This is a genomic window from Paenibacillus baekrokdamisoli (genome assembly GCF_003945345.1).
GTDB lineage: Bacteria > Bacillota > Bacilli > Paenibacillales > Paenibacillaceae > Paenibacillus_Z > Paenibacillus_Z baekrokdamisoli.
In genome coordinates this window covers 1,107,415-1,130,884 of sequence record NZ_AP019308.1, presented here as the reverse complement: position 1 = coordinate 1,130,884, position 23,470 = coordinate 1,107,415, and the positions used below count along the sequence as shown (strand labels likewise).

21 protein-coding genes are annotated in these 23,470 nt (G+C 46.8%); 3 read left to right on the top strand and 18 right to left on the bottom strand.

Features of this window, described 5'->3' with window-relative positions; translation table 11 throughout:
- Window positions 1-24: 24 nt before the first annotated feature.
- Complete coding sequence (gene rpmB / locus EKN16_RS04875) at window positions 25-213, top strand: 50S ribosomal protein L28 (RefSeq protein WP_125654153.1); 189 nt, start codon at window positions 25-27, stop codon at window positions 211-213.
- Window positions 214-367: 154 nt separating this feature from the next.
- Here rpmB and spoVM read toward each other — a convergent pair whose 3' ends face one another.
- The 17 genes from spoVM to dapF form a co-directional block, all read right to left on the bottom strand.
- A complete protein-coding gene (gene spoVM, locus EKN16_RS04870) occupies window positions 368-448 on the bottom strand; it encodes a stage V sporulation protein SpoVM (RefSeq protein ID WP_010345573.1) in 81 nt (26 codons plus the stop codon).
- Window positions 449-681: 233 nt separating this feature from the next.
- Window positions 682-945 carry a hypothetical protein gene (locus tag EKN16_RS04865; RefSeq protein WP_125654151.1) on the bottom strand — a complete coding sequence of 88 codons (264 nt, stop codon included), beginning with the start codon at window positions 943-945 and terminating at the stop codon, window positions 682-684.
- 12 nt (window positions 946-957) lie between these two features.
- Window positions 958-1,602 carry a ribulose-phosphate 3-epimerase gene (rpe, locus tag EKN16_RS04860; RefSeq protein WP_125654149.1) on the bottom strand — a complete coding sequence of 215 codons (645 nt, stop codon included), beginning with the start codon at window positions 1,600-1,602 and terminating at the stop codon, window positions 958-960.
- A gap of 1 nt (window position 1,603) precedes the next feature.
- A complete protein-coding gene (rsgA, locus tag EKN16_RS04855) occupies window positions 1,604-2,449 on the bottom strand; it encodes a ribosome small subunit-dependent GTPase A (RefSeq protein ID WP_375782025.1) in 846 nt (281 codons plus the stop codon).
- A gap of 82 nt (window positions 2,450-2,531) precedes the next feature.
- Window positions 2,532-4,643, bottom strand: coding sequence for a Stk1 family PASTA domain-containing Ser/Thr kinase (pknB, locus tag EKN16_RS04850; RefSeq protein ID WP_125654145.1), 2,112 nt, complete (start codon window positions 4,641-4,643; stop codon window positions 2,532-2,534).
- Between the two features lie 5 nt (window positions 4,644-4,648).
- A complete protein-coding gene (locus tag EKN16_RS04845) occupies window positions 4,649-5,404 on the bottom strand; it encodes a Stp1/IreP family PP2C-type Ser/Thr phosphatase (protein ID WP_179955594.1) in 756 nt (251 codons plus the stop codon).
- A 6-nt stretch (window positions 5,405-5,410) separates the two neighbouring features.
- Complete coding sequence (gene rlmN, locus EKN16_RS04840; RefSeq protein ID WP_125654141.1) at window positions 5,411-6,457, bottom strand: dual-specificity RNA methyltransferase RlmN; 1,047 nt, start codon at window positions 6,455-6,457, stop codon at window positions 5,411-5,413.
- A gap of 147 nt (window positions 6,458-6,604) precedes the next feature.
- Window positions 6,605-8,026: a 16S rRNA (cytosine(967)-C(5))-methyltransferase RsmB gene (gene rsmB, locus EKN16_RS04835; RefSeq protein ID WP_375782021.1), complete on the bottom strand. Its 1,422-nt coding sequence runs from the start codon at window positions 8,024-8,026 to the stop codon at window positions 6,605-6,607.
- On the bottom strand, window positions 8,023-8,973 hold the full coding sequence (gene fmt, locus EKN16_RS04830) for a methionyl-tRNA formyltransferase (protein ID WP_125654137.1): 951 nt from the start codon (window positions 8,971-8,973) through the stop codon (window positions 8,023-8,025). Before fmt ends, rsmB begins: the two co-directional genes overlap by 4 nt.
- 4 nt (window positions 8,974-8,977) lie before the next feature.
- Entirely contained in the window at window positions 8,978-9,466 is a 489-nt protein-coding gene (gene def, locus EKN16_RS04825; protein WP_125654135.1) for a peptide deformylase, read from the bottom strand.
- Between the two features lie 263 nt (window positions 9,467-9,729).
- Entirely contained in the window at window positions 9,730-12,243 is a 2,514-nt protein-coding gene (priA, locus tag EKN16_RS04820; RefSeq protein WP_125654133.1) for a primosomal protein N', read from the bottom strand.
- Entirely contained in the window at window positions 12,240-13,457 is a 1,218-nt protein-coding gene (coaBC, locus tag EKN16_RS04815) for a bifunctional phosphopantothenoylcysteine decarboxylase/phosphopantothenate--cysteine ligase CoaBC (RefSeq protein ID WP_125654131.1), read from the bottom strand. The genes priA and coaBC overlap by 4 nt, the downstream gene beginning before the upstream one ends.
- Window positions 13,458-13,583: 126 nt before the next feature.
- Window positions 13,584-13,793 carry a DNA-directed RNA polymerase subunit omega gene (rpoZ, locus tag EKN16_RS04810; protein ID WP_125654129.1) on the bottom strand — a complete coding sequence of 70 codons (210 nt, stop codon included), beginning with the start codon at window positions 13,791-13,793 and terminating at the stop codon, window positions 13,584-13,586.
- A 15-nt stretch (window positions 13,794-13,808) separates the two neighbouring features.
- Window positions 13,809-14,426 (bottom strand): guanylate kinase, encoded by a 618-nt coding sequence (gmk, locus tag EKN16_RS04805; RefSeq protein WP_125654127.1) that lies wholly within the window; start codon window positions 14,424-14,426, stop codon window positions 13,809-13,811.
- A 14-nt stretch (window positions 14,427-14,440) separates the two neighbouring features.
- The gene (gene remA, locus EKN16_RS04800; protein WP_020615370.1) at window positions 14,441-14,701 is read right to left on the bottom strand and encodes an extracellular matrix/biofilm regulator RemA; all 261 of its coding nucleotides are present in this window, start codon (window positions 14,699-14,701) and stop codon (window positions 14,441-14,443) included.
- A gap of 320 nt (window positions 14,702-15,021) precedes the next feature.
- Entirely contained in the window at window positions 15,022-16,890 is a 1,869-nt protein-coding gene (locus EKN16_RS04795) for a bifunctional homocysteine S-methyltransferase/methylenetetrahydrofolate reductase (RefSeq protein WP_125654125.1), read from the bottom strand.
- Between the two features lie 24 nt (window positions 16,891-16,914).
- A complete protein-coding gene (dapF, locus tag EKN16_RS04790; protein WP_125654123.1) occupies window positions 16,915-17,745 on the bottom strand; it encodes a diaminopimelate epimerase in 831 nt (276 codons plus the stop codon).
- Window positions 17,746-17,904: 159 nt separating this feature from the next.
- Here dapF and EKN16_RS04785 point away from each other — a divergent pair, with 159 nt between their 5' ends.
- Window positions 17,905-18,483: a nucleotidyltransferase family protein gene (locus EKN16_RS04785; protein ID WP_125654121.1), complete on the top strand. Its 579-nt coding sequence runs from the start codon at window positions 17,905-17,907 to the stop codon at window positions 18,481-18,483.
- Between the two features lie 150 nt (window positions 18,484-18,633).
- Here EKN16_RS04785 and EKN16_RS04780 read toward each other — a convergent pair whose 3' ends face one another.
- Window positions 18,634-21,426, bottom strand: a complete 2,793-nt coding sequence (locus EKN16_RS04780) for a calcium-translocating P-type ATPase, SERCA-type (RefSeq protein WP_125654119.1) — start codon at window positions 21,424-21,426, stop codon at window positions 18,634-18,636.
- Window positions 21,427-21,591: 165 nt separating this feature from the next.
- Here EKN16_RS04780 and EKN16_RS04775 point away from each other — a divergent pair, with 165 nt between their 5' ends.
- The gene (locus EKN16_RS04775) at window positions 21,592-23,424 is read left to right on the top strand and encodes an Rqc2 family fibronectin-binding protein (RefSeq protein WP_125654117.1); all 1,833 of its coding nucleotides are present in this window, start codon (window positions 21,592-21,594) and stop codon (window positions 23,422-23,424) included.
- Window positions 23,425-23,470: the final 46 nt, after the last annotated feature.

The window sequence follows — 23,470 nt, the reverse complement described above, 5'->3', positions numbered from 1 at the left end:
GGGTCTTCAAGGGAGGTGTATTCCATGTCACGCAAATGTTTCCTTACGGGCAAAAGCCCTGGATCAGGTAACCACGTATCACACGCTAACAACAAAAACCGCCGCACTTGGGGCGTTAACGTTCAAAAAGTTCGCATTCTAGTTGACGGCAAACCGAAACGCGTTTACGTTAGCACACGTGCTCTTAAAGCTGGTAAAGTTACTCGCGTATAACGGCATTAAGCCATGGACAAAAAGCACCTGATTGAATCAGGTGCTTTTTTGCATATCGTAGCACAAAAGACAGCTGTTCCAATCACCGCCGTCTTCTGTATAAGGGACTCCGCATGCTTGATTTCGATACTGATACCGGCTTGCTTCATAGGCGTTAATTTTTTTGGAACGTATTCAAAATCGCTTTAACGAATCCGCCCAGAAATTTCGGTAGTTTAATTGTGTAGAATTTCATGCTCCACCCCTCCTAAAAGATGTTCCTTCCGCATCCGTCCCGTTCATTCTATTCCAATCCAGTCGCTATAATGCTTATCTGCCATTCATCCTCCGAAACGGCTCCTTCACCTTCCTAAATTAGGCAATAAAAAAAGGCTACAAGAACCTTCGTTCATGTAACCATACTATGCGGTGCTGGACTGTCCTATTCCATTGTTGGGCAGGGAGCAGTTCTCCTTACCGATTGAACATTTAAGTTGGCGGGTTTGTCTTCAAATAAGTAACCGCTGCGATTATAAATGTGAACAAGATAAAGAACACAATCGCCAGAACACAAAGCAAAATCCTCGAACGAATCGACTCGAATCGACGAAAACTATAAATGCCGAGAACCAGAGCCAACAATGAAAATACATAGCGGATTGGGCTTGCGATGACAGGAAAGATTGAAAGCAGCAAGCCGCAGATCAGCGAATAGAGAAGGAGAAGAAAGATGGTTTTGACACGCTCTCCCATCGTTATCGCCCCCTATCTTAGTGAAGCAATCGCAGCAGCACGATCTTGTTGAGTGAATACAGCGTTGCCAGCGACTAATACATGTGCACCCGCTTCTCTTACCAAAGCTGCTGTATGGCTGTTTATGCCTCCATCAACCTGAATATAAGTTTGATGCAAGCCTCTTGCTTCAAGCATCCCCTTAAGCTGTCTTATCTTCTCCAGAGACTGCGGGATAAATTGTTGCCCACCGAACCCAGGATTAACCGTCATGATTAGAACCAAGTCAAGATCATCAAGTATATTCTCGATTGCACTTAAAGGTGTAGCGGGGTTAAGCGCAACGCCAGCAGGCAGACCGGCTTCCTTAATTAGATGAATGACCCGATGAAGATGAATACATGCTTCAGCATGAACGGTTATGCGATCAGCTCCTGCAGCAATGAATGCGGCAATATATTCTTCAGGACGCTGAATCATCAAATGAACGTCAAAAGTAAGCTTTGTATACGATCTTACGGCACTTACAACAAGCGGTCCGAACGTTAGATTCGGTACGAAATGACCGTCCATCACATCAATATGAATCCAATCAGCACCCGCATGTTCCACGTCTTTAATATCTTCTGCTAATGAGGCAAAGTCTGCCGATAAAATGGATGGTGCAATGATAGACATGTCAGTACCTCCGCTTTTTCTCTTTCATTTCGGCCAAAAACAATACATAGTTATCGTGACGGGTAGCCGCTATCTCGCCAGCCGCAACAGCACGAAGCACTGCGCAGTCAGGTTCATGCGTATGTGTGCAGCCACGAAATTTGCAATCTGATGACAGCTCTCGCATCTCCCTGAAGCAGCTTCCAAGCTCCTCGATGCCTAGCTCCGCGAAGTCCAGTTGACTGAAGCCTGGCGTATCGGCTACGTAGCTGCCACCGATATTAATCAGCTCCACATGACGAGTCGTATGCTTACCGCGCCCAAGTCTGTTACTAATAGCGTTCGTCTCGAGCGTCAAGCCAGGTACAAGCGCATTGAGCAAAGAAGACTTCCCAACACCCGACTGACCAGCGAACACGGCTAGATGCCCCTTCAAGCGCTCTAACAGGGCAGAGGTACCTTCACCTTGTCTAGAGCTTGTCACTAGAACATCGTAGCCAATTGGCTGGTAGATACGTAGAACTTCCTCCATCGATTGTCGAGCCTCTTCTGAACCCTTGCCTTCCTCGGTCAAATCTTGCTTACTCAGGCACAACACCGCATCAATACCTGCATGCTCGATGTGTACAAGAAATTTATCAAGAAGCTGCAGATTCAAAGCTGGCTCCGTGACGGAGAAAACAAGCACTGCAAGATCAATGTTGGCTACCTGTGGACGAATTAGCTCAGAGATGCGGGGCAAGATTGAATTGACCGCCCCTTCCCCATTCTCCGTCCGTTCATAACGAACCAAATCACCGACAAGCGGTGATTCGTCATTCTTTCTAAATATCCCTCGTGCTCGACATTGAATCGGTTTGGAATCCATCTCTGCTTCTAACGGAAGGACATAATAATATCCGCTTAACGCTTTGACGATACGACCGACCTGCCCTTCATCGGTTCCATTACTAAGGTGTTGTGACCGTGTTCGTGGTTGTGCTGCCATCTGGGTTACTCTCCTCGGTTTGTGCTGGCACATCTGCTGGAGGGGTATCTGTGCCCGGCACAGATTCAGGCGTAGAAGCAGCGCCTGATCTTACTTCTTCATAATTTTTAGCGAATGTATCGACGAATTGACCATCTCTGATAATACTTACTTTTGCTTCCGTGTTTGGATCAAGCACGACCTTCACAGAGAATGTCTGAACATCTTTTATTTTGCGTTTACCCCACTCGATATTCTCTCCTCGAGCGTCGGAATAAACAATTCGAATCTCGCTGGTTTTGTTCGCTACAGCTGGTGAAATCATGATATTAAACGTATATTCGAGCGCATCCTTTGGGAATCCAGAGCTGACCGTCAACGTGACCTCGGCGCCCTTGGAGACCTTCGCACCCGGTTCATATGGATACTGTGCAATTACAGTACCAATTTCTTTATAACTTGGTGCACGAACAATATCTGTTTTGTTAATCACAAGTCCTTCAGATTTCAGTAAAGCGATGGCTTCATTTTCATTCTTGTCCGTTAATTTAGGCATTGATATGGTTTCTTTTCCTTGGCTAACGGTAAAGGAGAAAGTGGTCGTCTTCGGATCAAATTGTCCCCCCGGCTCAGGCGTTTGCTTTATGACTGTACCAGGTGCTTCATCGCTAAATTCTTCATCTTTGCTAATCTGTTCCCCAGGAACACCCAATGCAACAAGACTGGCTACGGTATCGTCGTATGACTTACCTTTATAATCCACTATCGTTTCCATTTTGGGACCTGTGCTTACATATAGTTTAATTAACGAGCCTACCTTAACACGCTGGTTCGGTTTGGATTGCTCATAGACGATATCCTTTGCAATTCCCTCTTTCTCTAAATAAACGGTCGGCTCTTCCACCTTTAACCCTGCTTTTTCAAGCATAGCGCGAGCATTCGTCTCCGTTTGGTTCACGACATAAGGCACGTCCACTTCCTCGATATCGAACCAGCCCAGTACAGTTTGTGCGCCCCAATATACAAGTGCAATAATAATTAACGTCGTGGCGACAGTAACAACTGGCTTTAACCATTTGCGCTTGCGTGGCTCATCCAAGCCTTTGGAATCCCAGCGACTGGACGTGTCCGTATCTACAACAGTCTTCTCTGGACGATTACCTACGACCGGCGCAGCAATCGTTTCTGAGATGCTGCCGCGAATAGCAGGCATGACCCGAGTCTCATCAAAATCAGGACTATCACTATTGAACGTGACCTTCGGCTCCATGAGTCGGTCCGGCTTCAGACAGGTTTCAAGATCGCGAAGCATCACATCAGCGGATGCATATCGTTCATTTGGATTTTTACGCATTGCGCGTAATATAATATTCTCAACGCTTTGAGGTATGTATGGATTAATAATCCGCGGTTCCTCGAACGTCTCCTGTAGATGCTTGAGCGCCACACTGATTGGACTTTCACCCAGAAACGGCAAGTTTCCCGTCAGCATCTGGTACAAGACAATACCAAGCGAGTACAAGTCAGACTTTTCTCCTGTACTGACGCCTTTCGCATGCTCAGGCGAGAAATAATGAACCGATCCCAACACAGAGCCTGTCTGTGTAATCGTGGACGATGTAACCGCACGGGCAATACCGAAATCTGTTACTTTCACACGACCGTTCTTACCAATCAATATATTATGAGGCTTTATATCGCGATGAATAATTTGATTATGATGAGCATGCTCCAAAGCATCACAAATTTGACTGGCAATTCGGACCGCCTCTTCAACCTGTAGTGGCGCCCGCTCCTGTATAATCTCGTTGAGATTGTGACCCTCTACATATTCCATAACAATATAATGCGTCTCGTCCTCTTGTCCGACATCGTAAATGCTTACGACATTCGGATGAGAAAGAGCCGCAGCTGATTGTGCTTCACGACGAAAACGACGAATAAACTCTTCATCATGAACAAATTGTTGGCGAAGTACCTTCACGGCAACATTCCGATTCAATAAAATATCATGTGCTTTATAGACTAAGGCCATGCCACCCCCGCCGATGCGGGTAATGATCTCATAGCGTCCGCCTAATTCATGTCCTATCATGTCGGTCACTCCTCTTGCTTTGTGTCTTCGGCATGATGCATCAGAACGACGGTAATGTTATCATCTCCGCCGGCTTGCAGCGCCAATTGAACGAGCCTGTCCGCTTTACCGTCCAAATCCAGCTCGTCTAGCAGGAACGTCTCTGTCATTTCCTGAACGCTAACCATGTTGGTCAGGCCGTCGCTGCACAGCAAGAGCAGATCGCCGGGCGCCCAAGGAATTCCTCTCACGTCTACTTCAACCTGCGCATCCGTACCTAATGCCCGTGTGAGCACATTACGCCGGGGATGATTAATTGCTTCTTCGCTGGTTATTTGTCCGGATTTCACAAGCTCGTTAACGAGTGTGTGATCTTCCGTCAGTTGGGACAAAACCCCGTCTCTCCATTTGTACGCACGACTATCACCAATATGACCGATAACGCCATTCTCTGTTTGAAGAAGTGCGGCTACGACGGTTGTACCCATATTATGATACTGATCATTGCGTGAAGCCATGTCAAAAACAACTTCATTCGCCTGTAAAATCGCTTGTCGAATAAGCACCTTACGTTCGTCTAGCGAATGTGCTGCTGTTGTCCCTTGAAGCACTTCACGGAATGTGTCGATTGCAAGCTGACTAGCTACGTCTCCAGCCTGGTGACCTCCCATACCATCAGCTACGATGGCAAAAGCAAGGCCGGTCTCTGACTGCTCCGCCCAACCACGATCTTCATTTACTAGGCGAATTCGCCCAATGTCGCTGCGATAAGCTACCTTCATTATCGATCACCCCACCGTTGACTCCATATGTTTAGCACGTAATTGTCCGCATGCCGCTGCGATATCATGTCCTTGCTCTCTGCGGATGGTTACACTAATTTTATTGCGTTCTAAAATGCGGTGAAACTCAAAAATTTGTTCACGCGGTGTCCGAACATAATCACGCTCAGGCACGTGGTTAACTGGAATCAAGTTAACGTGGCACAGCATCCCTTTCAATACATCGGCAAGCTCCTGAGCATGCTCGCTTTGATCATTGACACCACCAATTAATGCGTATTCGAACGTAATACGACGGCCTGTTTTGGCAATGTAATTATGGCAAGCTTCCATTACATCCTCAAATGGGAATCTCCGGTTAACCGGCATAAGCTTAGAACGCAGCTTATCATTGGGTGCATGGATAGAGATGGCCAAATTAATCTGCGTGTTCTCTTCAGCAAATTTGTACATGCTTGGTACAATTCCACTCGTTGAAACTGTAATATGACGTTGACCGATATTCAGGCCCTTCTCATGAATCATCATACGAAGGAATTTCATCGTCTCATCATAGTTCTCGAACGGCTCTCCAGAACCCATGATAACAATGCTTGATACGCGCTCATTGGTGGCATCTAGCATTTGCTGAGCAACGACAACCTGAGCAATAATTTCGCCGCCTGTCAAATTCCGTTTCAACCCGCCTAGGGTCGAAGCACAGAATGTACAGCCGATCCGGCAGCCAACCTGTGTGGTCACACAGATGCTGTTGCCATAATTGTGACGCATAATTACCGTTTCAATCGCATGGTTGTCATGTAAACCGAACAAGAATTTGATTGTTCCGTCCTTGGACTCAAACCGTGTGATCTCAGTAAGTGTCACAAACTGGAATTGATCGACTAATTTTTGACGGAGCGCCTTAGAGAGGTTACTCATGTCTTCGAAGTTGTTAACGCGTTTCACATAAAGCCATTCGAACAATTGTCCTGCACGAAAAGTCGGCTCATCGTTTTCTTTCATCCAAGCTTGTAGATCTTCTAACGTATAGTCGTAGATGAACGGTTTCATCGTATCACACCTGTTTCTATCAAAATGTATAGTGCGGTTTTAAGCCCGCCGTTTTTCATTTTACCACAAACGCCCATGACAGACCACTTCACGGTGTCATGGGCGTTTTCCAAAGTTAACTTCATGGCCTAGTGCAGCGAAATGAATCTATTGCATTCGTTTGAGACGTGCAATAAAAAAGCCGTCACTTCCAAAATGCTGAGGAAGCAGCTGTGCAGTTCCTTCGAATGATTCGTCAATCACTGCAGCAGAGCGCAGTGTTGCCAGCAGCTGATCCGGCCATGCCTTATCCAGCTCGAAGGCCTCATTTTCACTTAAAAAGGAAGCGACTTGCGCTTCATTCTCTTCACGCTCTATTGTACATGTACTATAGACAAGCGTACCGCCAGGCTTGACCAGCTTTGCTGCTTCTTTAATCAAACGACTCTGAAGTTCAGCAATCGCTTTTACATCTTCCACCGACTTGGTCCATTTAATCTCTGGCTTTCGTCTGATAACTCCGAAGCCTGAGCAAGGCGCATCAAGCAGTACCAGATCAAAGGAATCTGCTTCGAATCGGGAAGCTAATTCTAGTGCATCTCCGGTCACAGCTTCTACTGAAGTTAGACCGAGCCGCTGCGCCTGCTCCTCAATAAGGTTCTTCTTATGAGGGTGTACATCATTAGCAATTACCATACCTTGGTTGTCCATTAGTTCTGCAAGATGAGAAGTCTTGCCGCCAGGAGCTGCGCAGCAATCTAATACTCGCATTCCCGGAGAAGGCGCACACACCTCAGCCACAAGCATCGAGCTCTCATCCTGCATCGACCACAGCCCGTTGATATAGCCATCCGTCTGTGTGAGGTTTCCGCCACCCTTTACAATAATGCCATAAGGAGTTACAGGTGAGGGCTGCGCTTCATATCCAGTTGTAGCAAGAAGCTCTAATGCTTTGTCCCTTGAGATGTTTAAAGGGTTCACTCTCAAGCTAGCGTGTGGTACTTCATTACCAGCCGCGCAAATAGCCTCCGTTTGTTCTTCTCCATAAACCTTAATCCATCGCTTGACAAGCCAATTCGGATAGGAATGTGTAATCCCAATTCGATTAATAGGATCAGGATTATCATTCGGCAGCTTTAGCTCAGCAAGGCGACGTTCCGTATTACGAAGTACAGCATTCACCATTCCGGAAATACCAGAATGACCTCGTTTTTTGGCGATTTGAACCGCTTCATTCACGGCTGCATGTGCAGGTATACGGTCCAGATAGAGCATTTGATAAGCACTCATTCGCAGCAGTTGAAGGACCCAAGGTGTTAGCTTGTTAAAGTCATTTGCAATCAACTTGCGAAGGGTATCATCAAGCGTTCGTTGAAATTGTATCGTTCCATACACAAGCTCAGTAGCAAGACCGGCATCTTGACGAGATAGCTCTGCATCCTGAAGCGCTCGGTTTAACTGTAAGTTACTGTATGCTCCAGCTTCGGCCACTTTGACAAGCGTATTAAGCGCTACTTCGCGTGCAGTTAATCGCTTCGTCTGTTTTGTCTGCTTCATCGGCGCTACACTGCCCTGCTTGCGGCCGTTCAAGCTTCACCTCTGCCGAATACCGTTCCTGCTGGAAGTCTTGCACCCTTAAGCCATTCGACTGCTGGCATTGCTTTCTTCCCTGCTGGTTGAATGAGAGTAAGAAGGAGTCTGCCTTCACCGGTCTGTACGACGATACCGGCATCGGATGTTTCAATAACGGTTCCAGGCTGGGCGGATGATGAAACAGAGCCGCCTTCCAGCGGCGTACATCCCCAGACCTTGAACGCTTCCTCATTCCAAATCGTAAATGCCCCAGCCATCGGCGATAATCCGCGAACTTGATTATAGATATTGCTAGCTGATTGGCTCCATTGAATTCGCTCATCCTCACGTGTCAAATTCGGTGCGTATGTCGCTTCCGAATGATTCTGAGGAGTCGCTTGTACGGTTTCATTTTCAATTGAGGGTAAAGTTTGCATGAGGAGGTCCGCTCCAGCAATCGTTAATTTCTCAAAGAGTGTTCCTGAGGTATCCTCATTCGCAATTGGAACTTCAACACGGCTAATCATGTCACCGGTATCAAGACCCTCTGCCATATACATAATGGTCACACCTGTTAAGGTTTCACCGTTGATAATCGAGCGCTGTATAGGTGCCCCGCCGCGGTATTGCGGCAATAGAGAACCATGAACGTTGATACAGCCCAGCCTTGGTGCATCTAGAACTGCTTTAGGCAGAATTTGACCGTAAGCAGCTGTAACAATTAGATCAGGGCGAAGCTCAACAATTTGTGCCACCGTATCCGAGCTTCGAAGTCGCTCTGGCTGTGCCACCTCAAGCCCGTGAAAAATCGCCGCATCTTTAACAGGAGGCGGTGTGAGTGTTTTTTTACGACCCTTTGGCCGATCAGGCTGTGTGACAACGAGGACAATTTCGTGTCCGGCCTTAAGCAGAGCTTCAAGTGAAGCAACAGCGAATGCAGGCGTTCCCATGAATATGATTCTCATGCTGTCACTCTCCAGGCTGATGTGGTGGTCTAGCCGATACATCATAGATGGTTTCCGCAATATCTGTAAATAAAATGCCATTCAAGTGATCCACTTCATGCTGGAAGGCTCTTGCTAAGAAATCGGTCGCTTCAAGCTCATAAGGAAATCCGTTACGGTCGAACCCTTTTACCTTGATGCGCTGAGCGCGACGAACGTCACCATTCAAATTGTTGATGCTAAGGCAGCCTTCTGGACCAAGCTGTTCGCCGTCCATCTCGACGATCTTGGGATTCACCATCTCGATCAGACCATGATCATCGCCAACGTCAACAACGATGACACGTTTAGAAATCGCAACTTGAGGTGCTGCAAGACCAACACCCTCTGCGTCGTACATCGTCTCCGCCATATCGGTCAATAATTTATGCAAATTAGAATTAAATTTTGTTACTTCCATTGCCTTCTCCCGAAGAACAGGATCCGGATCTTTAACAATAAGCCTGATTGCCATTTTAAACCCTCCTAAAAGTTGTTGCGAGCCCTGCCAATCGTGCTGGTTACAGCACGATTTAAGCAAGAACTCTCTTCGAAAGCATATGCTTAGTTGTTGCGAGCCCTGCCAAATAAGTGCTGATTACAGTACGTTTTAAGCAAGAACTCTCATCGGAAGCATATGCTAAGTTGTTGCGAGCTCTGCCAATAAGTGCTGATTACAGTACGTTTTAAGCAAGAACTCTCATCGGATACATACGACAAGTTGTTGCGATACGTGTGCTATATAATAACCTGGGGATCAACATCCACACTTATCTGAACTGGAGGCTGACCTTTGGGAGCTGATAAAGTAAGGATAGCTTGCTTCAAAATGCCCACTGCATCAACGTTTCCACGATATTTTAACATACATTGAAAACGATAGCGATCCTTTATCCGCGGGATCGGTGAGGCAACCGGACCCAGAATATCAATATACCGACTCCCGTCGCCTTCATCTGAACTTCGCACGCCTGCTTCCGATACGAGCTTCCTGACCAGAGAGGCAAACTTCTCCCCTGTTGTAATTAATACAGCCAGCTGTTCATCTGAAAGGGTAACAAGAATGAGCCTACAGAACGGTGGATAAGCCATAAATCTCCGATGTCGCAGCTCTTCCTGGACAAATGCCTCATAATCATGATTCTGCGCTGTCGTAATCGCATAATGGTCAGGGTTGTAGGTTTGAACAATAACCTCTCCAAGCAATTCATGCCGCCCAGCCCGACCGGCCACCTGCGTAAGCAGTTGAAAAGTCTTCTCCGCAGCACGAAAATCCGGTAGATGCAGCGAGGTATCCGCAGCGATTACGCCTACTAGTGTAACATATGGAAAATCAAGCCCTTTGGCAACCATCTGAGTACCAAGCAGAACATCTGCCTTCCGCTCACCGAATAAATTCAGCCATTTCTCATGCGAACCCTTCTCGGTCGTGGTGTCGACATCCATCCGAATCACTCGAATGCCCGGGAATAGCTTGGATAGCTCTTCCTCGACCCGCTGCGTCCCTGTGCCGAAAAAACGAATATGCTCACTTTCACATGTCGGACATTTGGTCGGTGCTTGCTCCGAATGACCGCAATAGTGGCAGCGAAGCACACGAGACTTTTGATGATAGGTCAAGGAAATATCGCAATGCGGACATAATGCCGTATAACCGCAAGAGCGGCACATGACAAATGTTGAATACCCCCTGCGATTAAGAAGCAATACAGATTGTTCGCCACGCTCCAAACGAAGCTGCAGTGCCTCATGCAGCTGCCGGCTAAACATCGAGCGATTCCCTTCCTTCAACTCTTCCCTCATATCAACGAGATGAACCTGCGGCATTGGACGCATCCCAACCCGATTGGGCATCGGCAGTAGAGCTGCTGATGAACGCGCAGCATCAGTTGATGCTGACAGCCCGCCTCTGGTAGCAGCAGCGAAGCTCTCTAATGAGGGTGTAGCCGAGCCTAAGACAACAGCAGCTCCATGCTGACGAGCACGTCTTATTGCAACGTCTCGCGCATGATATTTTGGCGTTTCCTCTTGTTTATAAGAGGATTCATGCTCCTCATCAATAATAATAAGACCAATCCGTTCGAAAGGTGCAAACACCGCTGACCTCGCGCCAACCGCCACACTCGCCCGGCGTTCCCGAATTTTACGCCACTCGTCATAGCGCTCCCCATTGGATAAGCGACTGTGAAGAACGGCGACTTCATCCCCGAAGCGGCCTTTGAAACGCTCAACCATCTGCGGTGTCAAGGAAATCTCTGGCACAAGTACAATGGCTTGTCTTCCAGATTTCAAGCAATGCGCAATAGTTTGCAAATAAACTTCAGTTTTCCCACTTCCAGTCACCCCATGCAATAAAAAAACACGAGGATCAACAGAATCAAGCGCGGCTACAATGTCACCATAAACATCCTGTTGTCCTTCGGTTAACGGTAAAGCAACAGTTCTATGAAATTCACGTCCCGCATATGGATCGCGATTATGCTCGACACCTCGTAAGGCAATAAATCCTTTGTCTACTAACGCTTTAACAGTTGCTGAGGTTGTTGGAACCTCTTCTACAACAGTCTGCATGGCTGTCGGTTTATCCCGCTCCAGCATATAACGCAGCACTTCTCGCTGCTTGGCTGCTCTAGCCGGGAATGTCGCGAGTGCATCAAGCGCTGATACCCGATCTTCCGGAGGGAATACGGTGAGGACTTTACGTACAGCCATTCGATCACGAATAGAAACCTGCTCTGTCAAGATACCCTCTCGAATCGCTTGTTTGATCGCTCCCGCATCCGAGGAAAAGCGCTGCTGCAAGGCTGATAACCGGGAACTACCGCCATTCCTTCGAAGATAGTCCATCCATTCACCTTCATAGGAAATCAGAGAACCCGAGGACTCCACATCGTCCTCATTGATGGAAACAACCGTATCCGCTTTTCCTTTTAGAGCAGCTGGGATCATGACTTGTAAGGAAGTGGTTAAGGCGCAGCAATATTTATCGCTTATCCATTGAGCCAGTTCGATTAAATCAGGTGAGAGTGGAGGTGTGTGATCAAGCAATTCAGTAATGGGCTTAAGCTTTGCATAATTAACGTCAGTGAATTCCGTGACACCTACAACAAATCCCTGTACGACTCTCCCTCCGAAGGGTACACCAACTCTGCTGCCTACCTCTACCCAACCTTCGAGATCGGCAGGTATTTCATAGTCAAAAGGCCGATCCGTCTGACGGCTCGGCACATCTACAATGACTTGCGCAATCATTCATCGGCCTCCTTGGCCGCGAGCGTCATACGTTGTGCAACGAGAGAAAGAAGTAGATTCGCCACTTCTCTCTTTTGCAGAAGAGGCATGGTTTCCACTAGGCCTTCTTCACCAAATACCTTAACAATATTCGTGTCGACGTTGAAACCTGCGCCTTCTACAGAAACGTCATTAGCAACAACGAGATCACAATGTTTGCGACGAAGCTTGTCCATTGCATAATGCTCGACCTGCTCAGTCTCTGCTGCAAAACCTACGAGGAACTGTCCTTTTTTCATTTCACCTAGCGTTTGCAAAATATCAGTTGTTCGCTCCAGCTCAATGACTAAATGGCCGTCATTTTTTTTCATTTTAGTTGAGGCTCGCACGACGGGTCTATAATCTGCTACAGCTGCCGCTTTGATAACAATATCCGTTTGTTCGAACCGACTTAATACCGCTTGCAGCATTTCTTCAGCTGTCTCTACTTGAATAATTTGAACGCCTTCCAATGTTTCAACCGTATTGCGGGCTGCGATTAAGGTCACTTCAGCACCTCGATTAGCCGCTGCCTCCGCTATGGCGAACCCCATCTTGCCTGAGGAATCATTCGTTAAGTAACGGACAGGATCAAGTCTTTCTACGGTTCCACCCGCTGTAACAAGAATACGTTTGCCCGCTAATTCATTACTAGAAGCAAACCATTGCTCGACAGCATGAACGATATCTTCAGGTTCTGCGAGTCTTCCTTTACCGACATAGCCGCAAGCAAGCTGACCTGTACCAGGCTCAATGAATCGAACCCCGCGCTGAGCAAGTAGCTCCATGTTATGCTCTACAGCCGGGTGAGCATACATGTGAACATTCATTGCAGGTGCCACTAGTACTTGCGCGGTCGCAGCAAGCAAAGTCGTACTGAGCATATCGTCAGCTAGTCCATGTGCCATTTTCGCTAAAATATTGGCCGTGGCGGGTGCGATAACAACTAGGTCTGCACGATCTGCCAAATCGATATGAGAAACTACAGAAGGATTAAATTCATCGAATGTATCTAAGTAAACGGGATTACGCGAAAGCGTCTGCAGCGTAAGCGGTGTAATGAATTTGGTTGCCGATTCCGTCATAATGACATGAACATTGGCACCGGCCTGCACGAGTTTACTGCACAGTGACGCCGCTTTATAAGCTGCGATTCCACCAGAGACTCCAAGTACAATCGTTTTCCCTTTCAGCACTATGTACAGCCCCCTCCACATATTCCGAAGCTTTAAAATCAAGCGTTCTTCTTTCGTGCATAGGGTCAAATCGTAAAAAAATAACAACCCTAAGGTTGTTATTGGTTACGCTTGACTCATTCATCCCTATTCCTGCGGATTGCCTGAGCTCTCAACAAGTAAAATGTCATTGTAAATTTCTTCAAGTGCAACGCCGACGAATTTGTGAGACTTAGGAGCGCGTAGGTCCGTCTTACCGCCATCTCTGAGCAATCTTGCCCGTCTTGATGCTGCGACAACAAGTGAATATTTGCTGTCTACTTTTTTCATCATTTCATCAATTGATGGATATAACACGATTTCTCACCCCGTTCAAGCTTTTTCTGAAGCTTCTTTCACCGATTCAAGTTCAGATATAAACCGGTCTTTACGACAATGCTCTGCTGTAATAATGCTCTGTATACGATGACAAGCGGAATCAATTTGATCATTGACTACCGCGTAATCATAATAGCGGATTAAACTCATTTCTTGAACGGCTACGGACATGCGAGAATCAATAACATCGGAATTCTCCGTGCCACGACCCGTTATCCGATGTTTCAGTTCATCCAAGGATGGCGGCACAAGAAAAACAAAAACTCCTTGTGGGAATTTTTCTTTTACTTTAAGTGCACCCTGCACTTCAATTTCAAGAATGATATCTTTGCCCGATGCAAGTGTCCGTTCCACAAAGTCACGCGGTGTACCATAGTAGTTACCCACGTACTCTGCATGCTCGAGCAATGCGTCCCTAGCAATCATATCTTGAAACTGCTCTCTGGATTTGAAAAAATAGTTAACGCCATCGATCTCACCTTGGCGTGGAACACGTGTTGTTGCCGAAACGGAATAAACGAGATCATTTTGTTTGTTTCTTAGCTCAGAACAGACAGTACCTTTACCTACGCCCGATGGGCCGGATAATACAATTAACAATCCTTTGTTCATAATACTCCCCGTCACTATTCGTCGTGATCGTCATCCTTAGTTGATAATCGGTGTGCAACCGTCTCTGGTTGTACAGCTGATAGAATAACGTGATCGCTGTCCGTAATAATAACAGCGCGTGTACGCCTGCCATATGTTGCATCAATCAGCATATGACGATCGCGTGCTTCTTGAATAATTCGTTTAATTGGTGCCGATTCTGGACTTACGATGGAAATAATGCGGTTTGCCGAAACAATGTTCCCGAAACCGATATTAATTAATTTAATAGCCACGCCAGGTTCCCCTCCGGTCTCTCTCGTGCAAGCAGTGCTACACTGCACACGATGTATAAATAAATGCAAGAATGATGGAGTCAACCATTCTGCCCGAATAATGAACATGACAGACATCTTGCATTATTCTTGACGAAATAAGTCCGGAGCATACGTTCGGCCAACTCAGTAGAGGATCAATCCGTGCAAACTAGTCTCTAGCCTGTCCTCGATTGTCCATTTACCAGCATGGCAGGTAGATCCATTATCTTATTCTAATTCATTTTTGAATGATGAACAAGTGTCAAAGCGTAAACGGGAGTAAAACCGAGATTCATTCCTTAAATACCCGTTTTCCTCCACACATAATCTGTCAGCTGGACGGTCATTTCATAGAACATAAATGGAGTAATCAAGTATATCCCATTAAAATGCTGCATAGCAGTATCTAGCAGTTCCTCCGCTATTCGAACGCCTTCCGCGCGACCTGCTTCACCTTCAAGACCAGCCATACGCTGGCGAACCTCGTCCGAGAGCTGAATTCCCGGAACTTCATTATGCAAATATTCCGCATTTCTACCGCTTGCGAGCGGCATGATGCCGATAAATACAGGAATAGATAAGTGCTTGACTGCTTCCGCCATACGAATGATTAATTCTTTGTCATACACCGGCTGCGTCATAATATAATCGGCTCCGGAAGCGATCTTTCTCTCCAGACGAGTGACTGCTTTGTCCAAGTATTTGACATTCGGATTAAAAGCAGCGCCAGTTATAAACTTCGCCTTTTGTTTAAGCGGTTTCCCAGAGAACGAGACACCCTCGTTAAGCTGTTTGATCATACGAATCATCTCGAAGGATGTTAAATCGTAAACAGAGCTCGAATCAGGCAAGTCACCAAACCTGGCAGGATCTCCTGTAACCGCAAGCACATGGTCAATATCAAGTGCATCTAGACCCATCAGATGCGACTGCGTACCCACTAGGTTGCGATCACGGCAAGCAATATGAACGAGCGGTTTAATGCCAACCTGCTGCTGAATAAGCGAAGCAAGCGCGAGATTGCTCATTCGAGTTACGGCAAGTGAGTTATCCGCTAACGTTACAGCGTCGGCTTTAATAGCTTTCAAGGCCTTCGCGCCATCCATAAATTTGCGGATATCCAGATCGCGAGGCGGATCAAGCTCAACGATTACTGTATGCCGCTGCTTAACCAAATCGACAATCGACGGCTCCTGTTTAGTATCCGCTGGGGTAACCTCTTGTGTAGAAGGTGCGGTAATCGTAATTACAGGACGCTGCTTTTCATCAGGAGGTTGAAGATCGATCGCAACTGGCTGAGGCTGGTAACCGTCAAGTGCTGCGGCAATTGCAGCAATATGCTCTGGCGTTGTTCCACAACAGCCGCCTATAATACGAGCGCCGCGATCAGCAAATTTACGTGCTGATTCAGCAAAATATTCAGGTGAAGCGGTATACATATATTTGCCATCGACATAATCGGGAATACCCGCGTTCGGAAATACGGATAAAGGAAGCTTCACCTCTGCGTGAATCGAGTCAATCGCCCGCATAATCCCATTAGGACCGCTGCGACAATTAAATCCAACGACATCTGCTCCTTCAAGACGCAGCGTTTCAAAGGCAACTGCAAGCGTATGACCATCCTGTGTTACCGCTTCCTTCTCAACTGCAAATTGGCAGATGACTGGAATGTTAGACACCTTGCGAATAAGTCGAAGCGCCAGTAATACTTCTTCTAAATCATAAAAAGTCTCAAGCAGGAGACCGTCTGCACCCGCGCTCAGCAGTGCGTCAATTTGTTGGTGAAAAGATTGGGTTAATTGGTTGGAACGTATGTTTTTGCGTTTACCTGCACGAATTGAGCCGATGGCGCCGACTACATATGCATCGCTGCCTACAGCTGAACGAGCGATTTCTACACCAGCTCGGTTAATGGCTTCTACATCCGTATCAAGTCCGTAGCGAGATAAGCTTTCATAGTTGGCAGAGAACGTATTCGTTTCAATAATTCTGGCACCTGCTTCATAGTAACGACGATGCAGGTCCTCGATTACATTCGGACGAAGCAAATTAAACTCTTCATATGAAACGCCGACAGGGAACCCCATCTGATACAGATAGGTTCCCATCGCTCCGTCGCCGGTCAAGATGCGCGTCTTTAACGCTTCCCGTAAATCCGGTTTCATTGTCAAAACTCCCTCATGTTATCCTTATAGTGTACCGCGGTACACTTCTGAAGCTGGTCCAGTCATATAGACGTGATTATCCGCCTCATTCCATTCAATTAGCAGATCGCCACCTTTAAGCGATACGGTTGCTGTGCGGTCCGTGAATCCATTTAGCACAGAAGAAACGACTGTCGCACAAGCGCCAGTGCCGCAAGCCAGCGTTGGGCCAGCACCGCGTTCCCACACACGCATATCGGTGAAATCACGCGAACGAACGGTCACGAATTCCACATTGATTTTACGCGGAAACAGGGGATGAACTTCAAGTTTAGGTCCCCATGTGTTGAGATCAAAATTCACTGCATCATCCACATAGATGACACAATGCGGATTGCCCATAGATACCGCTGTAAAATGAAACTCACGTCCATCCACTTCAATAGAGTGGTTAATGACCGGGTTCGCATCGACTGTAGTTGGCACCTGGAGACCATTCAGAATGGGCTGTCCCATATCTACTCGCACGGACTCCACTTTGCCATCAACGACCTTAAGTTGAACCTGCTGCACGCCGGCACCCAATGTTTCAATTGTAATGTTTTCTTTATCGGTTAAACCATTATCATACACATATTTGGAGACACAGCGAATCGCATTCCCGCATTGCTCGGCTTCCGAACCATCGGAATTCATAATTCTCATGCGAAAATCAGCCTTCTCGGAAGGTAAAATATATACCAGACCATCTGCGCCTATACCGAAGAAACGATTGCACAATTGCTCGGCAAGCTCAGCTGCATTCGCTGGTAATTTACTTTCTCCCTCAACGACGATAAAATCATTGCCGAGTCCATGCATTTTCGTAAAATTCATTAATCTTAACTCCTTCTGCTCGAACGAAGATGGATAGCGTTCTTAATTTTCTACTAGCATACCGCAAAGATTGCGTTTATGCTATTGATAATTTGGCTTAAAATTTGCACGAAATGACCATCGTACGTTCAAATAATCTATTGTGAAAGGACAATTGTCATGCCCATAAGGAACGAGAATGACATTCTTCACTTCATTCATGAGGATCGGTGGATGATGGATATTTTATCGACTGTGAGAACGTTGGGACTGCCAGATTGGTGGATTTGTGCCGGCTTTGTGAGAGGGAAAATATGGGATGTCCTACATGATTTCGTATCACGAACAGCTACTCCTGATATAGATGTCATCTATTTCGATCCAAACGATCTCTCTGAAACCGAAGAAAAGAGATTGGAAGCGAAGTTAAACCGTTTGCACCCCAACGTCCCTTGGTCAGTCAAGAATCAAGCTAGAATGCATCTGGTCAACGACTTGCCTCCCTATACTTCATCTGAGGATGCCATTTCCAAATTCCCAGAAACCGCAACTGCCTTAGGCGTGCATTTGGATAAACATAATAACCTTATTCTGACTGCTCGTCATGGGATTGAAGATGTCCTAAACATGATCATACGGCCGACACCAACCTTTATCGACAATAAATCGCTTACTGCCATTTATGAGTCTCGTCTAGCTAAGAAAAACTGGCTAGCCATCTGGCCTAAATTACGGATCGATAACAACCGAGTCGAATAATCACAGCCGTAGTATTCTGATATTCCTTTGTTGTCTAAATATCGAAACCTTGCCAAATCATGTTGCATATCCTTAACATAGCTCATTTAAAAAAGGACTGTCTCTGAGCAGCTGCTTGCTGCTTCGAGAACAGTCCCCTATTGAACTTCATTATCTTGTAATCGATTTTGATCCACTAAGCGGCCAATTGGACTTTTTCTTTTTCTCGGTTGTGCCAAGGACACTGCCGATCCCCATCAAGAAGGTCGGAATGCCAGCGGCAACGAGAACCAGACACCACTCGCGGAAACCAATCGGAACGGTCTTGAAAATCGGCTGCAGTGGAGTAATATAGAGGACGGCGAGCATAAGCAGCACGGATGAAAGTACAGCAAACAACAAATATTTATTTTGCAGGAAATTTCGGTGAAAGATGGAGCGGGAGCTGCGGCAATCAAATACATGGATGAGCTGTGCCATGACGAGTGTCGCGAATGCAACGGTTTGTGCTTCCACTAGATTCGTTGGACTTCCTTGATTTTGCTTTAAAGTGATCCAGAATGCGGCCAGCGTGCAGACACCGATAAGAATTCCCCGGCTGATAATCTTCCAACCTAATCTGCGGGCAAAGATATTTTCCTTCGCCGAGCGCGGTTTTTGCTGCATCAGATCCTTCTCAGCCTGATCCACACCTAGCGCCATGGCCGGCAAACCATCTGTGACTAGATTCACCCATAGAATCTGAATTGGCACAAGCGGCAGCGGCAATCCCGCCATCATAGCCAAGAACATGGTCAAGATTTCACCAACATTGGAAGCGAGCAGATAGCGGATAAATTTACGAATATTCTCGTAAATCCCCCTTCCTTCTTCAATCGCAGCGACAATGCTTGAGAAATTATCATCGTTCAATACGAGTGAAGAGGCTTCCTTAGCTACATCTGTACCCGTAATCCCCATTGCAATTCCAATATCAGCGGCTTTGATGGCTGGAGCATCATTCACTCCGTCACCTGTCATCGCCACGACGTGACCTTTGCGCTGAAGTGCTTTTACTATTCTAAGCTTATGCTCAGGTGATACGCGTGCATATACATATATATTATCGATCGATCGTTCAAGCTGCTCATCATCCATCGCTGCTAACTGCTGCCCGCTGACAGATAACCCTCCACGAGGCATGATGCCAAGCTGCCCTGCAATAGCTTCCGCTGTTAGCTGATGATCACCTGTAATCATGACCGTCTTAATACCTGCACGCCGGCAGGAAGCAATTGCCTCCTTGACCTCTCGGCGAGGTGGATCAATCATACCCGTAAGCCCTACGAAAATAAGCTGACACTCCACATCCGACTCCACTTCTGTCGCATCGTAGGAGCGTAAATCACGGTAAGCAAAGCCTAGCACTCGAAGTGCAGATTGAGCCATCGTTTCGCCGGCATCAATAACCTTCTGCTTCAGCGTAGCTGTGAAAGGAACGACTTTGCCATCCCATAATACATAATTACATTGATCCATAAGCATATCTGGAGCACCCTTGGTGCAAATCAGCTTGCCGCCTTGATGCTTCACAAGCACGGACATACGTTTGCGCTCGGCGTCGAATGGATATTCCTTCACTCTCTCGTATAGGCCTTCTAGTGATTTGGATGAAACGCCAAGCTTAGCTGCTAGAACCGTTAGCGCACCTTCCGTCGGGTCTCCTTTTAACAGCCACTCATCTTGAATGACGATATCCTTCGCTTTCCTCTTTCTCGTCTCCGAATTCTCTTCCACCTTGGAGATGGATGCATTGTTGCATAGAGCAGCAACCTGCAGCAGTCGACGAAGCGGCAAATCATGTTTGACGTCCAGCGGCTTGCCCGCTTCATAGATCGAACCAACCGGCTCATAGCCCTCACCTGTAATATCCATGGAACGGCCACCGAGCCAAAGCTTCGTGACGGTCATTTTGTTCTGTGTTAAGGTACCTGTTTTATCCGAACAAATAACAGAGGCACACCCGAGCGTTTCGACAGATGGCAGCTTACGTACGATTGCGCGCCGCTTAATCATTCTCTGAACGCCAAGCGCCAATGCGATCGTAACGATCGCTGGGAGCCCTTCCGGAATGGCTGCAACAGCCAAGCTGACGCCAGATAAGAACATTTCGTAAACGGGTTGTCCATGCAGAATCCCGGCAACGACAACCATCACAGTCAAACCAAGCGCAACGACAATCAGAATTTTACCAAGCTGCTCCAAACGATGCTGTAAAGGTGTCTCCATCGTTTCTGTTTGCTGGATAAGCTCTGCTATCTTGCCCATTTCTGTATCCATCCCGGTTCGAATGACGATGCCTTTGGCTGTACCTCTAGTAATCATCGTACCCATAAAACCAATATTTCGAAGATCACCAAGCGGTAATTCATCTGCAGCTATAACCGAACAATGCTTGCTAACGGGCACGGATTCACCAGTAAGCGCCGACTCCTCCGCATAGCAGCTGTTCGCTTCGAGGAAACGAATATCAGCTGGAATGCGATCACCGCTCTCTAGTGCTACAATATCACCAGGCACAAGCTCGCTTGCCGGAACAACAATAGACTCTCCATCACGCAGTACCTTTGCTGAGGGGGCTGATAATTCTTTCAAGGCCCGAAGTGAACGCTCCGCTCTGAACTCCTGCATGAATCCAAGTACAGCATTAATAACGATGATGGCCACGATGGTGATCGCATCTAGATATTCACCTAGCAAGCCCGATATTAATGTCGCGCCAATTAGTACAAGCACCATGAAATCTTTAAACTGTCCCAAAAACAATAACCAAGGTGACGCTTTTTTTCCTTCTGACAGCTCATTTCGCCCAACCTGCATCTGTCTTTCCGTCGCTGCATCTGACGAAAGTCCGGTATTCAAAGAAGCTTGAAGCGCCTCCGCTAGATCGGTTTCCCCCATTTGATGCCACTTACTATGTTCCATGCTCCGTCTCCCTCCCGTTACGTGCCGCCTGAAGGACAGCCTTTATTGCCTAAATGTATTCGGACAAACTGCAAAATATCCCACTAAAGGACTTAAGTTTTTGTCCCAACTATGGCATGATAGAAAAAGAACGACGGATTTACTGAAAAGGAGATATCGAACAACATGGCTTTAGATGGAATCGTAACACGTGCTATCGTGCATGAGCTTCAAAAGTGCGTAGGCGCGCGCATTCATAAAATACATCAACCAAACCCGCATGATTTGGTGCTGCAAATCCGCGGTAACGGCGCTCAAGGGAAGCTCTTACTATCAGCTAACCCGACCTATCCGCGCGTTCATTTTACGGATCAGTCTTTTATTAATCCGCTTGAAGCTCCTATGTTCTGCATGCTGCTGCGCAAATATTGCGAAAGTGGAGCCATTGAGGCTGTTCGTCAAATTGGCAATGAGCGCATCATTCATATGGATGTTAGGCAACGAGATGAGCTTGGGGACATGTCCTTCAAGACTATAATCATCGAAATTATGGGCCGACATAGCAATATCATTCTGATGGATGCTGCAACCAAAACGATCCATGATGGTATTCATCATGTCACCCCCAGCATTAGCAGCTACCGTGTTGTTATGCCTGGAACACTTTATGTTGCGCCACCTGAACAGCATAAAACGGATCCATTACAGGTACCCAGCCTAGAGGATTTCGCGAGAGCTCTTCAAGCTCCTTATGAGTATGTACCGCCTGTACTCGAGTCCAATAAGGACGGCCTTTACAGCTTGGAAGAACCAAAGGAGCAGCTGCCACTCGTTCCAGCCAAGCTTCCAGCGGACAAGCTGCTTGTCGCAGCATTCAGCGGCATCAGCCCCTTATTGGCTAGGGAAATTGTATATCGCTGTGAAGGAACGGAGCCTCTAGACGATCCAGCAGTATGGCTGTGGCCTGCTTATCAAGACATGATGACTGGCTTCACTAATCATCACTATCATCCACAAATCAATACCGCCGAGAAGACCGGTAAAGCATCATTCTCCGTTACAGCATTAACTCATCTGCAGGGCAAGAGCGAGCGCTATGAGAGCATCAGTCTTTGTCTGGAGGCCTTCTATGGCGATAAAGCGGATCGAGATACCGTCAAGCAGCGGGTTTCGGATCTCATACGTTTTCTTCAAAATGAGCGCAACAAGAATGAGAAAAAGCTCGAGAAGCTTCGAGAAACGCTTCACGAGGCCAAGGATGCTGATAAATTCCGTATTCAAGGTGAATTATTGACGACCTACATGCACCAGATATCTCGTGGTGACGAGGTCGCAGAAGTTATTAATTATTACGATGATGAACAGCAGCTTATCCGCATTACACTGGATCCGCAGCTGACACCTCCTCAGAATGCACAGCGATATTTTAAACGTTACACGAAGCATAAGAACAGCCTTACAATTGTTACTGAGCAGATGGAAAAATCAAGTGCCGAGATAAGTTATTTGGAATCACTGCTGCAGCAGCTTGAAAGTGCTTCACTATCGGATATTGATGAAATTCGCGAGGAGCTTGTGGAGCAGGGCTATCTGCGTGATCGAACAAAACGCGGCAGCAAGAAACGCAAGTCCAAACGACCTGCACTTCTATGCTATACCTCTTCAGAGGGCATACCAATCTACGTTGGAAAGAACAATACTCAAAATGATTTCTTAACGAATAATACGGCTGGGCCAAATGAAACTTGGCTGCATACAAAGGATATTCCTGGCTCCCACGTTGTTATTCGGGCCACAGCCTTTAACGATCAGACGTTGGAGGAGGCCGCTATGCTTGCTGCTCATTTCAGCCAAGCTCGTTCATCCAGCCTCGTGCCAGTTGACTATACGCTCATTCGTCATGTTAAGAAACCAAGCGGCGCTAAGCCAGGTTATGTCATTTATGACCATCAAAAAACGCTGTTCATCACGACAGATGAACAGCGTCTCAAGCAGCTTCCTTCTCAAATCAAACAATAATTATTCGGGTCACAGCTTGCTTGAGAGCTGTGACCCGATTTTATTT

Excerpts from the sequence above, each read along its gene's own strand:
- fmt (WP_125654137.1), bottom strand. The coding sequence starts at position 8,973 with ATGAGAATCATATTCATGGGAACGCCTGCATTCGCTGTTGCTTCACTT.
- gmk (WP_125654127.1), bottom strand. The coding sequence starts at position 14,426 with ATGAACAAAGGATTGTTAATTGTATTATCCGGCCCATCGGGCGTAGGT.
- rlmN (WP_125654141.1), bottom strand. The coding sequence starts at position 6,457 with ATGAAACCGTTCATCTACGACTATACGTTAGAAGATCTACAAGCTTGG.
- rsgA (WP_375782025.1), bottom strand. The coding sequence starts at position 2,449 with ATGGATTCCAAACCGATTCAATGTCGAGCACGAGGGATATTTAGAAAG.
- def (WP_125654135.1), bottom strand. The coding sequence starts at position 9,466 with ATGGCAATCAGGCTTATTGTTAAAGATCCGGATCCTGTTCTTCGGGAG.
- EKN16_RS04865 (WP_125654151.1), bottom strand. The coding sequence starts at position 945 with ATGGGAGAGCGTGTCAAAACCATCTTTCTTCTCCTTCTCTATTCGCTG.
- EKN16_RS04795 (WP_125654125.1), bottom strand. The coding sequence starts at position 16,890 with ATGAAACCGGATTTACGGGAAGCGTTAAAGACGCGCATCTTGACCGGC.
- EKN16_RS04780 (WP_125654119.1), bottom strand. The coding sequence starts at position 21,426 with ATGGAACATAGTAAGTGGCATCAAATGGGGGAAACCGATCTAGCGGAG.
- EKN16_RS04785 (WP_125654121.1), top strand. The coding sequence starts at position 17,905 with ATGCCCATAAGGAACGAGAATGACATTCTTCACTTCATTCATGAGGAT.
- EKN16_RS04775 (WP_125654117.1), top strand. The coding sequence starts at position 21,592 with ATGGCTTTAGATGGAATCGTAACACGTGCTATCGTGCATGAGCTTCAA.
- rpe (WP_125654149.1), bottom strand. The coding sequence starts at position 1,602 with ATGTCTATCATTGCACCATCCATTTTATCGGCAGACTTTGCCTCATTA.
- dapF (WP_125654123.1), bottom strand. The coding sequence starts at position 17,745 with ATGAATTTTACGAAAATGCATGGACTCGGCAATGATTTTATCGTCGTT.
- EKN16_RS04845 (WP_179955594.1), bottom strand. The coding sequence starts at position 5,404 with ATGAAGGTAGCTTATCGCAGCGACATTGGGCGAATTCGCCTAGTAAAT.
- spoVM (WP_010345573.1), bottom strand. The coding sequence starts at position 448 with ATGAAATTCTACACAATTAAACTACCGAAATTTCTGGGCGGATTCGTT.
- rpmB (WP_125654153.1), top strand. The coding sequence starts at position 25 with ATGTCACGCAAATGTTTCCTTACGGGCAAAAGCCCTGGATCAGGTAAC.
- priA (WP_125654133.1), bottom strand. The coding sequence starts at position 12,243 with ATGATTGCGCAAGTCATTGTAGATGTGCCGAGCCGTCAGACGGATCGG.
- pknB (WP_125654145.1), bottom strand. The coding sequence starts at position 4,643 with ATGATAGGACATGAATTAGGCGGACGCTATGAGATCATTACCCGCATC.